A 14,628-nucleotide genomic window follows, 5' to 3' on the forward strand; every position below is an offset into this window, starting at 1 on the left:
TTGCGGGGGCCGTGCGCGCCTGTCGAACGGCCCATGCAGCAGGAAGCTCAGGATGCCGCCAGCGCCGCCACGATGGGGGCGAAATCACTGGCCTTCAGGCTGGCCCCGCCGACCAGCGCGCCATCGACATTTTCCGCCTCAAAGATGGTGGCGGCATTCGCGGCCTTGACCGAGCCGCCATAGAGCAGCGCAATCGCATTGCCCCTGTCCGCACCAAAGCGCGCGGTCAGCTCGGCGCGCAGGAAATCATGAACCTCGACGATCTGCTCCAGGGTGGGCACCTTGCCGGTGCCGATGGCCCAGATCGGCTCATAGGCCACAACGGTATTTTCAGCACCGGCATCATCGGGCAGGGAGCCTGCCAACTGCGCGCCGATCACCTCCAGCGTGCGCCCCGCCTCGCGGTCCGCTTCGCTTTCGCCCAGGCAGAGGATCGCGGTCAGCCCCGCGGCCCAGGCGGCCTGCATCTTTGCGCTGACATCCGCGTCGCTTTCGCCATGGTCGGCCCGACGTTCGGAATGGCCAAGGATCACATAGGCCGCACCGCTGTCCGCCACCATCGCGGCGGAAATATCGCCCGTATGCGCGCCCTTTTCCGCCGCATGGCAATCCTGCGCGCCGATGGCGATGCCCTTTGCCCGCGCCACGGCAGGGATCAGCAATGGGGCAGGCGGGCAGATCACCACGCGGGTGTCGCCGCCGGGCAGCATCGCGGCCAGAGCATCGAGTTCGTCGAGGGCGGATTGCGTGCCGTTCATCTTCCAGTTACCGGCGGCGATCTTGGGGCGCATGAAATTCTCCTGATTTTCGAACAGACTTACCAGCCGGCACCCGGGGCGGCAACGAAAGGCTTTGCCGATGGCGTCAGCACGACCTAGGCTTGCCCCATGAATGAGCACAGCGAGACATCGGGGCTGATTCCCCGCATCGACCTTCAGGCCCTGCGCACCAGCGACCCGGCCGCCCTTGATGCCATGCGGGTCGCCGCCACGGATGTGGGCTTTGCCACCGTGTACAACACCGCATTGCCGCCCGAGCGGGTCGCGCAGGTGATCGAAACCTATCGCGCCTTCTTCAAACTGCCGGAGGCGGAGAAAGCCGCGACCGACATGGCCACCACCGGGTCGAACCGGGGCTGGGGCCGGTCCGGTGCGGAACAGGTCGATCCGGACGCCAACCCGGATTACAAACAGGTCTTTGATTGCGGCGTGACACTGCCAGAGGATGATCCGCGCCTTGCGGACCCCTTTTATGCGCCCAATATCTGGCCCGGCACACCCGCCGGTTTTCGCCAGACGGTTGAGAGCTATTACACGGATGCCTGTGCCGTGGGTCTGGAAGTGCTGCGCGGCGTGGCGGAGGCCATCGGCCAGCGGCGCGACGCCTTTGATGCGGCCTTTGACGCGCCGATGGCGCTGCTGCGCGGCAATTACTATCCCGAAAGGCCCGCATCGGCCGGGGCCAGGGATTTCGGCATCGCGACCCATACCGATTACGGCTGCCTGACGCTGCTGGCCACCGATGGCACACCGGGGCTGGAGGTGCGCAAACGCGGCGGCGGCTGGATACCTGTCACGGCGGCGCCGGGGGCTTTCGTGATCAACTTTGGCGAGATGTTGCAGTTCTGGAGCGATGGCAAGGTGATCGCGACGCCGCACCGGGTCATCGGCAGCACCGCCGAGCGCGTCTCGGTGCCGCTGTTCTTCAACCCCGCGCGGGAAACCAATGTGGCGCCACCGGGGTCGGATCAGGTGATCAGCGCAGGCGACCATCTGGCGAAACGCTATAACGAGACCTACTTGCACCTGGCCAAGGCCTGATCACCGGGGGGGCCGCGCCCGCCCGTCGCACCAGAGGTGCGCCGAAACGATCAGGCACGCCTCTGGCGTGACGGGGCGGCTCGGGTGCTGCCCGGACGCAGGGCGTCCGGGCATTGTGGCGAACGGCTGCAAACTCCGCATTGCAGACACTCTCGCGCTTTGAAACGTATCCCCTAACGCAGCGCGTCGATCGCGTCGCGGGCGAGGGCCAGCGCCTGTTCGGGATCTTCCATCGCGGCCTCGGGCAGGGTCCAATAGGGCATGGCGGCACTGGCACCGTTCTTGCGGGTATAGGTCCATTGTTCGGCCCCGTCCCCCGCCAGCCGCTGTGCGAAACCGCCCTGGGCCTTGAGCATCAGACGGCCGTCCGACAGCATCAGGGCAAAGATCGTATCGCCGCAGTAAATCCCCAGCCCGCCGAACATGCGGCGGGTGGCCAGGTCTGGAATCTCCGAAAACAGATCGCGGGCAAAGTCGATATCCGCGGCGCCCAGGCTCACTTCGCGCCGAGCGCTTCGTCGAACTTGATGGATTCGCCGCAGCCACAGGCTTCGGTCACATTGGGGTTGGAAAACCTGAACCCGCTTTCCAGCAGGGTGGTTTCATAGTCGATTTCCGTGCCGAACAGGAACATCTGCGCCATCGGCGCGATCATCACCCGCGCACCGTCCTGTTCCACGACCTCGTCATTGGGGTCGGGGGAATCGACGTATTCCATGGTATATTCCATACCCGCGCAGCCGCCCTTCTTGATGCCGATGCGCAGGCCCGCGTGGCCTGCCGATGCCATCAGCTTGGAAATCTGGGCGGACGCCCTGGGCGTCATGGTGACAGCTTGTTTTCCGGGAATGCCGAACATGGGTGTTTTCTCCTGTTGGGACAAAGATAGGAGCCTTGCGCGGCATTCTCAAGCGGTCTGCGGGAAAACGGTGCGCGCTGCAGCAAAATGGCCGCCTCCGGGGGGATGGAGGCGGCCTGCTGCGCGGGTCCTTTGGGGACGGGGTGGGGCGTTACAGACCCATGCAGTTGGCGTAGAAGGTGACGGTGGCAGGCCAGTCAGAGAAGACGCCCGCGACCTTTACATCCTGTGCAAGCACGTCGAGCGCGACGAGGTAATCGCTGTCATCGGTGATGATGTCGTTCACCGACTGGAAGTACCAGCCGCCGCCCGATGCCAGCGGCCCGGAGCGTTCCAGGGTCCAGGCGATCAGGGTGATCCCGGCGTCCCGCGCGGCCCGGGCATAGTCGGAGGCTGCCAGCGTGCGATCCGCGTTTGTCAGCAGCATGTTCAGCGAGGCACCGATGTAATTGACACCCGCGGCCTTGAGCGCGGCAAAGTCCTGGACCCAGGTCTCGGGGTTCTGTTCGTCGAAGCCTTCGGACCATTCCACGAGATAGACCGCCTGTGCGCCGAATTCGGGTTCGTTTTCAATCCAGTACATCACGTCATCCAGGTTGAACGACTGCGCCCAGACATCGGAGGCGGGGATGCCGGCGGCCTTGTATTCGTCGATCATCTTCTGCGCGTAATCCGCCTGGGTGAAACCCTCATGCGGCATTTCGACGGCGGGAGATTTCAGTTCCGGCGTGAACCGGGCACCCAACGAGGCGAAAAGCGCAATCGACTCGGCATGGGTCATGGTCCGGGCGCCAGCGGAATAGAGATCCGTGCGCCAGCCCGCGACACCGCCCTGATAGGCTTCGGCTGTGGTGGCGGATTTGTCGGCGCTGTCCATCTTGGGGGCAAGGCTGCGGAATTCCGCCAGGGTCAGATCGGAGGTGCGGCATTCGGCATTGGCGGGCGTGTCCGCCGTGGCGGGGGTGAAACCGGTGGTGCATTTGGCCGCAAGATCGGTGGTCAGGATGTTCGTGGTGGTATGCAGGTCGTTCTGCGCGTGACGGCAGACCAGCTCGTGATCGGCGGTGAAGGTCACGTCGCATTCCAGGATGCCGGCACCCATGCCGGCGGCGGCGACATTGGATTCTATGGTATGTTCGGGAAACATCATCGGCGCGCCCCGGTGGCCGATGGAGAACAGCGTCGGCTCGGCCTGCTGGCCCAGGCAGGCGGTCAGCCGGGACTTGAGATCGCCATCGGCAAGCCGGGAGACCAGGAAGGCCGGGCGGGGACCATAGCCGTAGCCATTGGCGGCCAGGTGGTCTTCGGCCTGGGCTGCGAGCGGGATGAGGGAAAGGGCCGCGAGGGCTGCGAGACTGCGCATGGAAGCTCCGTAAATTCAGGGTGTCGTCGCGTCCCTTCTGACGGCAGCCTGTAACGGTATGACGAAGCCTCTGTGACAGGCGGGTGACGGTTTCACGACACCTGCCGGTTTCTTTGTGTCACATGAAGCCCAGTTCGAGCCGCGCCTCGTCCGACATCATGTCCATGCCCCAGGGCGGCTCCCAGACCAGTTCCACATTGACCTGTTTGACACCGGGCAGCGGTTCGATCGCATCCGCGACCCAGCCGGGCATTTCACCGGCCACAGGGCAGCCGGGGGCGGTCAGCGACATCTTGATGTCCACCGCGTTTTCGGTGTCGATGTCGATGGTGTAGATCAGGCCCAGTTCATAGATATTCACCGGGATTTCAGGGTCATAGACTGTGCGACAGGCCTCGACCACCTGATCGTAGAGCGGGTGATCGGTGCTGGAGGGCGCAATCAGCGGTGTGCCTTCGAGCGGTTGGGTGTTGTCGGTCATGTCGGCCTCTGATCTGGTTCCTGACTGTTTATATAGGGATAGCATGGCGCGGCGTCCAGTGGGGGGTGGGGGTGCAGCAGGGTGGGCGGGGTTGCGGACGTTCGCTGTGGTTTGCGCAGAGGTCGGGTATGGGGACGAAGAGGCCCTTTGCAACGAAACCCCAAGCCGCGCGTCGCAGGGCCGTGGTGCGGCGATCCGACCGTCGTGACTGGCACTTTATGGCAGCCAAGCACTTCCAAGTTATCCATGGAACACGACAGCAGACAAATCGCCGTGCCAGGGGACGGCCAGTCATGTCGGAGACATGCCTCTGGCATGATGCGCGGCGGCCTGCGGCCTTGATTCCGCGCTTGCGAAAGCGGCAAGGCCCCATCGCTGCCATTGGCTGCGCCTGCTGCGCATGCCCGCTCCGGGCCGTTCCCAATCACGCCTTGCGCCGGCGCACCGGCTGCGGTTTCACCCTTGCTTCGATCTCGTCGTAGACCTTGCCGACGATGTCCTTGCCGGTGGCCTTTTCGATGCCTTCGAAACCGGGGGAGGAATTGACCTCCAGCACCTTTGGCCCGCTTTCGGAGCGCAACAGGTCCACGCCTGCCTTGCCCAGACCAAAGGCGCGGGCGGCGCGGACGGCGGTGTCGCGTTCCTCTTTCGAGATGCGCACGACCTTGGCCGAGCCGCCGCGGTGCAGATTGGACCGGAAATCGCCCTCCGCCCCGGTGCGTTTCATCGCCGCGACAACCTTGCCCGCGACCACCAGACAGCGGATGTCTTCGCCTGCCGCCTCTTTCACGAAATTCTGCACCAGAAAATTCGCCTTGAGGCCCCGGAAGGCGTCGATCACGGATTCGGCGGCCTTTTTGGTTTCGGCCAGCACCACGCCTTTTCCTTGCGTCGATTCCAGCAGTTTCACGATCAGCGGCGCGGAGCCGACCAGCGCCATCAGGTTGGAGGTGTCCTTGGGCGAGGCGGCAAAGGCGGTGGTGGGCATGCCGATCTTCTTGCCCGCCAGCACCTGATGGGCGTGCAGCTTGTCGCGGCTTGCAAGGATGCCTGCCGAGCCGTTCACGCAATAGGTGCCGATGGTTTCGAACTGCCGGATCACGGCGCAGCCATAGGGCGTGACGGAAGCCCCGATGCGCGGGATCACCGCGTCATAGCGGGGCAGGCGCTTGCCGTCATAATGCACTTCGGGCGCCAGAGAATTGATCGCCATGTAGCAGCGGGTGGTGTCGATGACCTCCACGGTATGGCCGCGCGCCTCGCCGGCCTCTACCAGACGGCGGGTGGAATAATTGTCCTCGCGGCTGAGCACCGCGATGCGCAGGGCGCGGACGGGGGCGGCATGGCGCACCTTTGCGGAATGATAGACATCATAGCTGAGGTCGGGCTGCAGCCGCCGCTCCGTGGGGGAAATGATGATATGATCCCCCAGCGCCTGACGGCCCAGCAACATGCGGCTGGTCAACCCCGCGCGGTTGGTCAGGGTGATTTCAATGGGCCAGCTCTGGCCGCCGACCTCAAGCGTGGAGGCGATGACCAGCCGCTGTTCGCTTTCGCCGTTCGAGGAGGTGACCTCGCGCCGGTCGATCAGCGGGGCAGAGCAGGTGATGGAGATGTCCTCGCGCCCCGGAATCGGATGCACGTTGAAACGGACCTTGGGTTTCGCGGCAGAGCCGAAGGTTTCGATGTCATGGGCATGCAGCGCTGAGGTGCGCGCGCCGGTGTCGACCTTGGCCTTGATGGCGGGCAGGCCCAGATCGGGCAGGGAGACCCATTCCTCCCATCCGAAATTCAGTTCGTTCACGGCGTTTCTCCTGCTGCTGCGCGGCCTGCCTAGCGGCTTGCCCGGCGGGCTTCAAGCTGGTGTTACGTCCGGCGGCAGGATCGGAAAAATCCGTGCGCCGGTCTCGCGTTCGATGCGCGCGGCCTCGGCCAGCAGGGCTTCGCGCAGGCGGCACTCCACATCCCAGAAAGTGGCCGGATTCGCGGTCGGCAATTCGAAGCGGACCTTGATGCCGATGGCGTCCTGTCCGGTCACATTGACCCTGGCGCGCTCCATCGGCGAGACATCGGAAGGGTCTTCGTAGCTCAGCAGATCGAGGAACACCTGCCGCAGGCGCTCCACATCGGCACCATGGGCCAGGGTCAGTTCGATGGGGCGGACCATTTCGGGCTCTTCGATCGACCAGTTTTCGAAGGGGTCCGACACAAAGGTGCTGACCGGCACGATCAGCCGGGTGCCGTTCCAGATCATCAGCTGCACATAGGTGAAATCAATCCGCTCCACCGTGCAGAAATGCCCTTTGAACATCAGCTGGTCACCGATCCGCGCCGAGCGGTTGAGCGCGATCTGGACAGAGGCCAGGATATTGCCGAGCACTTCGCGGGCGGCAAAGCCCAGCACGATGGTCAGCGCCCCGGCAGAGGCCAGCAGCGAGATGCCAAGGGTGCCATAGGCGGTGATGGAGCTGAGCACGACGCCCGAGGCGGCGAGGGTCGCGATGACGATGACAAATTTGCGCGCGGCGGAAATGGTTGTGGCCACGGCGCGCAGATGGGCATTCTGCGGGTCCGCCAGTTCGGTCGCGGTGGAGACGCTGATGCGGTCGAAGACCTCGTCGATCACCAGCACCACCGCCAGGGTGATCGCCACCACGTAAGAGATCAGCACCAGCGGCGAGACCACCGCGTCGATGATGCCCGTCACCACCAGCACACGGCTGGTTGCGGTGCCGATGATGGCGGCAAAGATGGTGATGGCAGCGGGCCATTTCAGCGAGCGCGCGAGGAACCGGGCACCGCGCCGCCGGGCGGTTTCGCCCAGTCTGCGCAGAATCCGGAAGGCCAGGGCAGCGACGATCAGCGCGGCCAGCGCCACCAGCGGCAGGAACAGCACCTCCCAGAGGAACATGCCCCAGAAGGCGGGTGTGCGCAGCCATTCCGGCAGGGCCAGTTCCAGATCGGTCGGCCCGTAAAGCGCGTAGAGTGCGGGAATGTTGTCCACGCTTTGCCGCGAGAACACCCAGACGGGTTCCTTGGTGTCTGCCGCCTTGATCCGGTTCAGCCGCAAGGGCACCAGATGGCCGCCGCGTTCCATCCGGTCGATCAGGATGGAGCGGCGTTCCCGGCCGGTGTCATTGTCCTCTGTATTGCCGGAGAGCCAGCCGTCCGGCCGGTCTTCGAGCGAGGACCAGGGGATCACCACCTTGCGTTCCAGGATCACCGACAGCATCCGCGCGCGTTCGGTGCCGATGCTTTGCTGATCGGCCGGTGCCACGTCCGACAGATCCAGCAGATGTGCGGCGACGCTGAAATGGCCGTGTTCCGCGAGGTAGAGGAAGGTTTCCATCGCGGCCATCGGCGTGGCGCGGTCCAGCGTGGCGGGGGGTGCCGCCATGCCGGCGTTCAGGCTGTCCTGCTCGAACCACGGCTCCTGCGCAATGGCGCCAGGGGCCAGACAGATCAGACAGGCCGCCAGGGCGGCGGCGAGGGTCCGCAGGAAGGGTTTCAGAACGACCTGATGCATCGACAGGAAACTAGCCCGCCCTGCCTTTGGTCAAGTCCTGCTTCAGTTGTCGTTGATGTCGTGGGTGACGATCCGCGCACCGCTGGACTGGTGGCGGAATGCAAAGCGCAGGATGATCCAGCCCACAAGCGACAGGATGGCAAAGAGCGCGAGCAGGGCAGGAATGCCGATGGCCGGCAGGATCAGCACAAGGCCCGCCATCGCCAGCGCCCCCAGGGCAAAGCCCAGAAAGATGAAGCCCGGAGCCAGCAGTTCAAGCACGCCAAGCGCCAGCGCGATGCAGATCCAGACCCACCAGAGTGTCAGATAGGCCTCCATCAGCCGCGCCCTTTCAGCAGTTTGAAGGCATCGCCAAAGGCGGCCAGCGCCTCTGCCGGGACGATGATGGTCTGGTTGCCTTCGCCCGAGCCCATGCCGTTCAGCGCTTCCACCTGTTTCAGGGCAATCTGGTATTGCGCGGCCTCCAGCCCGTTTTCGTTGATCGCCTGGGCCACGACCTGGGTGGCATAGGCTTCGGCCTCGGCCAGCACGCGGCGCGCCTTGGCGGTCTGTTCCGAGGCATAAAGCTCGGCGTCGGCGGCCAGTTCAACGGCGCGTTTCTTGCCCTCGGCCTCGGTCACCTGGGCGCGGCGGGCGCGTTCGGCATTGAGCTGCTGCATCATCGCGGCGCGGGTGGCGGTGTCGAGGTTCACATCCAGAATCTCGGCCCGCGTCACCTCGATCCCCCAGTTGTCCACGGCGTCCTCGACATTGGCCTTGATGGTGGTGATCAGCGAGGAACGGTTTGCCTGCACCTCGTCCAGATCCATCTTGCCGATCTCGGCCCGGACGATCCCCGCAACCGTGGTGGAAATCGCGCTGTCCACGTCGCGGATGCGGTAGACGGTCTTTTCCGGTTCGGTGATGCGGTAGAAGACAGAGGTATCCACCTGCGTCAGCACGTTGTCGCGGGTGATCGCATCCTGGCTGGCGGTGGGCAGCTGGCGTTCGAGGATCGACACCCGGTGCGCGATCCGGTCGATGAAGGGCACGATCAGGTTGATCCCCGGTCCCATCACCTTGCGCAAGCGGCCAAAGCGTTCGACCACATGCTGTTCGGACTGGGGCACGATCTTGACCGCCTTGAAGATGACGATGACGACAAGTGCGGCCAGCAACAGATATGCCAGGTTGTTTTCCAGCAATCCGACGATCAGGTTCTCGATGTCCAAAGGATCAATCCTTGTAAGGGCGCGTGATGTTTCATCTGCGCATTTTTCGGGCGAATTGCAAGTTTCACCGCAAGGGGGTATCCGCCTGCTGAGATTGCAGGGAGACGGCAGATGAGCCAGGTCAGCTTTGACATAAAGGCCAGCGATGGCAAGGCGCGCACCGGGGTGATCCGCACCACGCGGGGCGACATCCGCACGCCCGCCTTCATGCCGGTGGGCACGGCCGCCACGGTCAAGGCGATGATGCCCGAAAGCGTGGCTGCCACCGGGGCCGACATCCTGCTGGGCAATACCTATCATCTGATGCTGCGCCCCACGGCGGAGCGGGTGGCGCGTCTGGGCGGGCTGCACAAGTTCATGAACTGGTCGGGGCCGATCCTGACGGATTCAGGCGGTTTTCAGGTGATGAGCCTTGCCGAGCTGCGCAAGCTGACCGAGCGCGGGGTGACCTTCAAGAGCCATATCGACGGGTCGCGCCACGAGATCACGCCGGAACGCTCGATGGAGATCCAGGCGCTGCTGGGCTCCGACATCGTGATGTGTTTCGACGAATGCCCGGCGCTGCCCGCGTCGCGGGACCGGATCGCGGAAAGCATGGAATTGTCGATGCGGTGGGCGAAGCGGTCGAAGGAGGCCTTTGGCGACCGCCCCGGTCACGCGCTCTTCGGCATCCAGCAGGGCGGGCTGGAACGCGATCTGCGCCAGCAGAGCGCCGAGGCGCTGCGCGAGATCGGCTTTGACGGCTATGCGGTGGGTGGCCTGGCGGTGGGCGAGGGGCAGGCGGCGATGTTCGATTGTCTGGATTACGCGCCGGACCAGCTGCCCGAGGACAAGCCGCGTTACCTGATGGGCGTGGGCAAGCCTGATGACATCGTGGGGGCGGTGGCGCGGGGCATCGACATGATGGATTGCGTGCTGCCGTCGCGGTCGGGGCGCACCGGGCAGGTCTTCACCCGGCTCGGCGTGCTGAACATCAAGAACGCGCGCCACGCGGATGATCCGCGCCCGCTGGACGAGAACTGCAGCTGCCCGGCCTGCCGCAACTATTCGCGGGCCTATCTGCATCACGTCTTCCGCAGTCAGGAGATCATCAGCTCGATGCTGCTGACCTGGCATAACCTGCATTATTTTCAGGACATCATGGCCGGGATGCGCGGCGCCATCGCGGCGGGCACATTTGCGGCCTGGCAGTCGGAGTTCCATGCCACCCGTGCGCAGGGCGATATCGACCCGCTTTGAAGGGGACGGGCCAAATGCGGCGGGCGCGCGAGGGCGAGATGGCCGGGGCCTTGTCAAACCGTTTCATGGCCGACAAGCGCTCGAATTCATGAATTGTCGTTTGAATAAAGAGGCCTACGCGACGTTCTTCATGTTTCGGATTGCCGCGTCTTGTGATCGTGGCGCGGAAATTTCAAGGTCTTGCAGCGGCGCAGGGGCGCATTAGCTGTCATTTCCGACACCACCTTCATCAAGGACTCCCACAATGACACAACCGCTTTTCACCCCCGCGAAGGCCGGGGCCATCGAGGCCGGTAACCGGATCGCGATGGCACCGCTGACCCGCAACCGCGCCGACAATGTCACCGGCGAGGTCAGTGACATGCATGTCGATTACTACCGCCAGCGCGCCGGTGCCGGCATCATCATCACCGAGGCGACCCAGATCAGCCCCGAGGGCAAGGGATACCTGCAGACCCCCGGCATCCACACCCCCGGTCAGGCTGCTGCCTGGCGCCGGGTGACGGATGCGGTGCACGAAGCAGGCGGCAAGATCGTCGTGCAGCTCTGGCACGTCGGGCGCATCAGCCATACCTCGCTGCAACCCGACGGCCAGCCGCCGGTTGCCCCCTCGGCGCTGAATGCGGGCAGCAAGACCTTTACCGCGAACGGGTTTGAAAACACCTCCGACCCGCGCGCGCTGGAGCTTGCGGAAATGCCCCGGATCGTCGCCGATTACGCCCATGCGGCGGCCATGGCCCTTGAGGCGGGTTTTGACGGGGTCGAGGTGCATGGCGCCAACGGCTATCTGCTGGACCAGTTCCTGAAGACCGGCAGCAACCACCGCGACGACGCCTATGGCGGGTCGGTGGAAAACCGCGCCCGGCTGCTGCTAGAGGTGATGGAGGCCGTCACCAGGGTCTGGGGCGGGGACCGTGTGGGCCTGCGTCTGTCGCCGTTCTCTCCGGCCAACGGGATCAGCGACGACAATCCGCAGGAAACCTTCGAATATGTGATCAAGGCGCTGAACCGCTTTGGTCTGGCCTATCTGCACCTGGTCGAGGGCGCCACCGGCGGATCCCGCGCCTTGCAGGAGGGGCAGAGCATCGACAGGCTGCGCAAGCTGTTCGAGGGGCCCTATATGGCCAACAACGGCTATGACCGGGAGATGGCGCTGAAAGCCGTCGCAGAGGGTCATGCGGATTTCATCGCCATTGGCCGTCCGTTCATTGCCAACCCCGATCTGGTGGCACGTTACGAGCGCGATCTGCCCCTCGCAGAGAGTGATCAGAGCACCTATTACGGCGGCGGTCGCGAAGGGTATACCGACTATCCCGCAGCGGTCGCGCAAGCGGCGGAGTGACGATGCCTGACCGCGCGGCGCAACGCGCGGTCAGATGCGTTATGATGCCCGCGCAGCGCGACATATGTTGCGCGGGCAGGGCCTTTCGTTCATTTTGCGTTACATTCCTGTAAAAACCCCGGTTGCCATGACCGGACAGGCAGGCGATGATGACGCAAAGCCCGCGGAAGGGATTGAAACAGGCGGGGCAGATCTCCATATCCACCCCATGTCAGGAGACGGAGGCGGTTGCCTAATCAGGGACCTTTTCGTCTTGCTAGTAAAGGAAAAGAGCATGTTAGAGCCATTGAACGCTTCTTACCCGGTATTGCCGCTGCGCGACATCGTGGTGTTCCCACATATGATCGTGCCGCTGTTTGTCGGTCGCGAGAAATCCGTGCGCGCCCTGGAAGAAGTGATGTCCGACGACAAGCAGATTCTGCTGTCGAGCCAGGTTGACCCGGGCGAGGACGATCCCGAAAGCACCGGTATTTTCAAGGCGGGTGTGCTGGCCAATGTGCTGCAGCTGCTGAAACTGCCCGATGGCACCGTCAAGGTGCTGGTCGAAGGTCAGGCGCGGGTGCGCATCACCGAATACCTCGAAAACGAGAACTTCTTTGAGGCCCGCGCCGAGTATCTGACAGAGATGCCGGGCGATGCCGCGACCACGCAGGCGCTGATCAAGACCGTGGCCGATGAATTCGAACGTTATGCCAAGGTCAAGAAGAACGTGCCGGACGAGGCGCTGACCGCCGTGGGCGAGTCGGCAGAGCCTGCGCGACTGGCCGATCTGGTTGCGGGCCATCTGGGCATCGAAGTGGAGCAGAAGCAGGACCTGCTTGAAACGCTCTCGGTCTCCGAACGGCTGGAAAAGGTCTATGGGCTGATGCAGGGCGAAATGTCGGTTCTGCAGGTCGAGAAAAAGATCAAGACCCGCGTGAAGTCGCAGATGGAGCGGACCCAGCGCGAATATTATCTGAACGAACAGATGAAGGCGATCCAGCAGGAGCTGGGCGATGGCGAGGACGGCAAGAACGAAGTTGCCGAGCTGGAAGCCAAGATTGCCGACACCAAGCTGAGCAAGGAAGCCCGCGAAAAGGCCGAGGCCGAGATCAAGAAGCTCAAGAACATGAGCCCGATGTCCGCCGAGGCGACCGTGGTGCGCAATTACCTCGACTGGATGCTCTCCATTCCATGGGGCGTGAAAAGCCGCGTGAAAAAGGACCTTGGCAAGGCGCAGAAGGTGCTGGACGACGACCACTACGGCCTTGAGAAGGTCAAGGAGCGGATCGTTGAATATCTGGCCGTGCAGCAACGCTCCAGCAAGCTGAAAGGCCCGATCATGTGCCTTGTCGGCCCTCCGGGCGTGGGCAAGACCTCGCTGGGCAAGAGCGTGGCCAAGGCCACCGGGCGCGAGTTCATCCGCATCTCCCTTGGCGGCGTGCGGGACGAGAGCGAGATCCGTGGCCACCGCCGGACCTATATCGGCTCCATGCCCGGCAAGATCATCCAGGCGCTGAAAAAGGCGAAAACCACCAACCCGCTGATCCTGCTCGATGAAATCGACAAGATGGGGCAGGATTTCCGGGGTGACCCGGCGTCGGCCATGCTTGAGGTGCTGGACCCGGAACAGAACTCCACCTTCGTGGATCACTATCTGGAGGTCGAATATGACCTCAGCAACGTGATGTTCCTGACCACATCGAACAGCTACAACATGCCGGGGCCGCTGCTGGACCGGATGGAGATCATTCCGCTGTCCGGCTACACCGAGGACGAGAAGCGCGAGATTGCCAAACAGCATCTGGTGGCCAAGCAGATCAAGAACCACGGTCTGAAAGCAAAGGAATTCTCGATCGAGGATTCCGCGCTGACCGGCATGATCCGCTATTACACACGTGAGGCGGGCGTGCGGAACCTGGAGCGGGAGATCGCCAAGGTGGCACGCAAGTCGCTGACCAAGATCATCCGCAAGGAGGCCGAGAGCATCACCGTGACCGGCGACAACCTTGAGGAATTCCTGGGCGTGCGCAAACACCGCTATGGCCTGGCCGAGAAGGAAGACCAGATCGGCGTGGTGACCGGCCTTGCCTATACCTCTGTCGGGGGCGAATTGCTTCAGATCGAAGCGCTGCGCCTGCCGGGCAAGGGGCGGATGAAGACCACCGGGAAGCTGGGCGATGTGATGAAGGAATCCATCGACGCGGCCTCCAGCTATGTGCGGTCGATCAGTCCGAAGATCGGGGTCAAGCCGCCGCGCTTCGACACGCTGGACATCCACGTTCACGTACCGGACGGGGCCACGCCCAAGGACGGGCCGAGCGCCGGTCTGGCCATGGTCACGGCCATCGTGTCGGTGCTGACGCAGATCCCGGTGCGCAAGGACATCGCCATGACCGGCGAGGTCACGCTGCGCGGCAATGCCTCTGCCATCGGCGGGTTGAAGGAGAAACTGCTCGCGGCCCTGCGGGGGGGCATCACCACGGTGCTGATCCCCGAGGAGAACGAGAAGGATCTGCCGGATATCCCCGACAACGTGAAAGAGGGGCTGACCATCATCCCTGTCAGCCACGTGTCGGAGGTTCTGAAACACGCGCTGGTGTCGGTTCCTGAACCCATCGAATGGGATCAGGAGGCCGAGGACGCCGCCGCTGCCGCCAGCCTGGCCTCGCAAAAAGGCTCCGGCGACAGCGCCACCGCGCATTAAAGCGTCCGGCCTTTCACCAGAACCATCCTGTGACACGGATGTCCCGAGAGCGCCGCAGGCGCGGCAGGGTATTCGTGTCACAGGTTCAAGGGCGGGCGCTC

The 14,628-nt window shown here is 63.8% G+C and carries 13 protein-coding genes; 4 read left to right on the plus strand and 9 right to left on the minus strand.

The features are described 5' to 3' along the window. Positions 1-47: 47 nt before the first annotated feature. A complete protein-coding gene (tpiA, locus tag ACWNZ3_RS08370; protein WP_496901800.1) occupies positions 48-791 on the minus strand; it encodes a triose-phosphate isomerase in 744 nt (247 codons plus the stop codon). A 96-nt stretch (positions 792-887) separates the two neighbouring features. On the opposite strand from tpiA, the gene ACWNZ3_RS08375 reads away from it, so the two are divergent. Beyond that, positions 888-1,820 (plus strand): isopenicillin N synthase family dioxygenase, encoded by a 933-nt coding sequence (locus tag ACWNZ3_RS08375; RefSeq protein ID WP_496901801.1) that lies wholly within the window; start codon positions 888-890, stop codon positions 1,818-1,820. Between the two features lie 173 nt (positions 1,821-1,993). On the opposite strand, the gene ACWNZ3_RS08380 is transcribed toward ACWNZ3_RS08375, so the two are convergent. The 8 genes from ACWNZ3_RS08380 to ACWNZ3_RS08415 all read right to left on the minus strand — a co-directional run bounded on the left by ACWNZ3_RS08380 (position 1,994) and on the right by ACWNZ3_RS08415 (position 9,254). Continuing rightward, positions 1,994-2,320: a TfoX/Sxy family protein gene (locus tag ACWNZ3_RS08380; protein WP_269367713.1), complete on the minus strand. Its 327-nt coding sequence runs from the start codon at positions 2,318-2,320 to the stop codon at positions 1,994-1,996. Continuing rightward, positions 2,317-2,679, minus strand: coding sequence for a HesB/IscA family protein (locus ACWNZ3_RS08385; protein WP_269367714.1), 363 nt, complete (start codon positions 2,677-2,679; stop codon positions 2,317-2,319). Before ACWNZ3_RS08385 ends, ACWNZ3_RS08380 begins: the two co-directional genes overlap by 4 nt. A 151-nt stretch (positions 2,680-2,830) precedes the next feature. After that, positions 2,831-4,042 (minus strand): glycerophosphodiester phosphodiesterase family protein, encoded by a 1,212-nt coding sequence (locus tag ACWNZ3_RS08390; protein ID WP_496901802.1) that lies wholly within the window; start codon positions 4,040-4,042, stop codon positions 2,831-2,833. A gap of 118 nt (positions 4,043-4,160) precedes the next feature. Further along, positions 4,161-4,523: an SUF system Fe-S cluster assembly protein gene (locus ACWNZ3_RS08395; RefSeq protein WP_114275625.1), complete on the minus strand. Its 363-nt coding sequence runs from the start codon at positions 4,521-4,523 to the stop codon at positions 4,161-4,163. A gap of 424 nt (positions 4,524-4,947) precedes the next feature. After that, positions 4,948-6,327 carry a 30S ribosomal protein S6--L-glutamate ligase gene (rimK, locus tag ACWNZ3_RS08400; protein WP_269367716.1) on the minus strand — a complete coding sequence of 460 codons (1,380 nt, stop codon included), beginning with the start codon at positions 6,325-6,327 and terminating at the stop codon, positions 4,948-4,950. A gap of 51 nt (positions 6,328-6,378) precedes the next feature. Next, positions 6,379-8,049: a mechanosensitive ion channel family protein gene (locus tag ACWNZ3_RS08405; protein ID WP_496901803.1), complete on the minus strand. Its 1,671-nt coding sequence runs from the start codon at positions 8,047-8,049 to the stop codon at positions 6,379-6,381. 42 nt (positions 8,050-8,091) lie between these two features. Further along, positions 8,092-8,367 (minus strand): NfeD family protein, encoded by a 276-nt coding sequence (locus ACWNZ3_RS08410; RefSeq protein WP_274575232.1) that lies wholly within the window; start codon positions 8,365-8,367, stop codon positions 8,092-8,094. Beyond that, positions 8,367-9,254, minus strand: a complete 888-nt coding sequence (locus ACWNZ3_RS08415) for an SPFH domain-containing protein (protein WP_443069640.1) — start codon at positions 9,252-9,254, stop codon at positions 8,367-8,369. Before ACWNZ3_RS08415 ends, ACWNZ3_RS08410 begins: the two co-directional genes overlap by 1 nt. A 117-nt stretch (positions 9,255-9,371) precedes the next feature. Here ACWNZ3_RS08415 and tgt point away from each other — a divergent pair, with 117 nt between their 5' ends. The 3 genes from tgt to lon all read left to right on the plus strand — a co-directional run bounded on the left by tgt (position 9,372) and on the right by lon (position 14,527). Beyond that, on the plus strand, positions 9,372-10,499 hold the full coding sequence (gene tgt, locus ACWNZ3_RS08420; RefSeq protein ID WP_496901805.1) for a tRNA guanosine(34) transglycosylase Tgt: 1,128 nt from the start codon (positions 9,372-9,374) through the stop codon (positions 10,497-10,499). 244 nt (positions 10,500-10,743) lie between these two features. Next, the gene (locus ACWNZ3_RS08425) at positions 10,744-11,841 is read left to right on the plus strand and encodes an alkene reductase (RefSeq protein WP_496901807.1); all 1,098 of its coding nucleotides are present in this window, start codon (positions 10,744-10,746) and stop codon (positions 11,839-11,841) included. A 274-nt stretch (positions 11,842-12,115) separates the two neighbouring features. After that, entirely contained in the window at positions 12,116-14,527 is a 2,412-nt protein-coding gene (gene lon, locus ACWNZ3_RS08430; RefSeq protein ID WP_496901808.1) for an endopeptidase La, read from the plus strand. The last annotated feature ends 101 nt before the right edge of the window (positions 14,528-14,628 follow it).

The organism is Sulfitobacter sp. IGS-18 (genome assembly GCF_059628195.1).

What these genes read in the sequence shown, in the direction of transcription:
- ACWNZ3_RS08385 (WP_269367714.1), bottom strand. Translation starts at nt 2,679, where the DNA reads ATGTTCGGCATTCCCGGAAAACAAGCTGTCACCATGACGCCCAGGGCG.
- tgt (WP_496901805.1), top strand. Translation starts at nt 9,372, where the DNA reads ATGAGCCAGGTCAGCTTTGACATAAAGGCCAGCGATGGCAAGGCGCGC.
- ACWNZ3_RS08425 (WP_496901807.1), top strand. Translation starts at nt 10,744, where the DNA reads ATGACACAACCGCTTTTCACCCCCGCGAAGGCCGGGGCCATCGAGGCC.
- tpiA (WP_496901800.1), bottom strand. Translation starts at nt 791, where the DNA reads ATGCGCCCCAAGATCGCCGCCGGTAACTGGAAGATGAACGGCACGCAA.
- lon (WP_496901808.1), top strand. Translation starts at nt 12,116, where the DNA reads ATGTTAGAGCCATTGAACGCTTCTTACCCGGTATTGCCGCTGCGCGAC.
- ACWNZ3_RS08405 (WP_496901803.1), bottom strand. Translation starts at nt 8,049, where the DNA reads ATGCATCAGGTCGTTCTGAAACCCTTCCTGCGGACCCTCGCCGCCGCC.
- ACWNZ3_RS08395 (WP_114275625.1), bottom strand. Translation starts at nt 4,523, where the DNA reads ATGACCGACAACACCCAACCGCTCGAAGGCACACCGCTGATTGCGCCC.
- ACWNZ3_RS08390 (WP_496901802.1), bottom strand. Translation starts at nt 4,042, where the DNA reads ATGCGCAGTCTCGCAGCCCTCGCGGCCCTTTCCCTCATCCCGCTCGCA.
- ACWNZ3_RS08375 (WP_496901801.1), top strand. Translation starts at nt 888, where the DNA reads ATGAATGAGCACAGCGAGACATCGGGGCTGATTCCCCGCATCGACCTT.
- ACWNZ3_RS08410 (WP_274575232.1), bottom strand. Translation starts at nt 8,367, where the DNA reads ATGGAGGCCTATCTGACACTCTGGTGGGTCTGGATCTGCATCGCGCTG.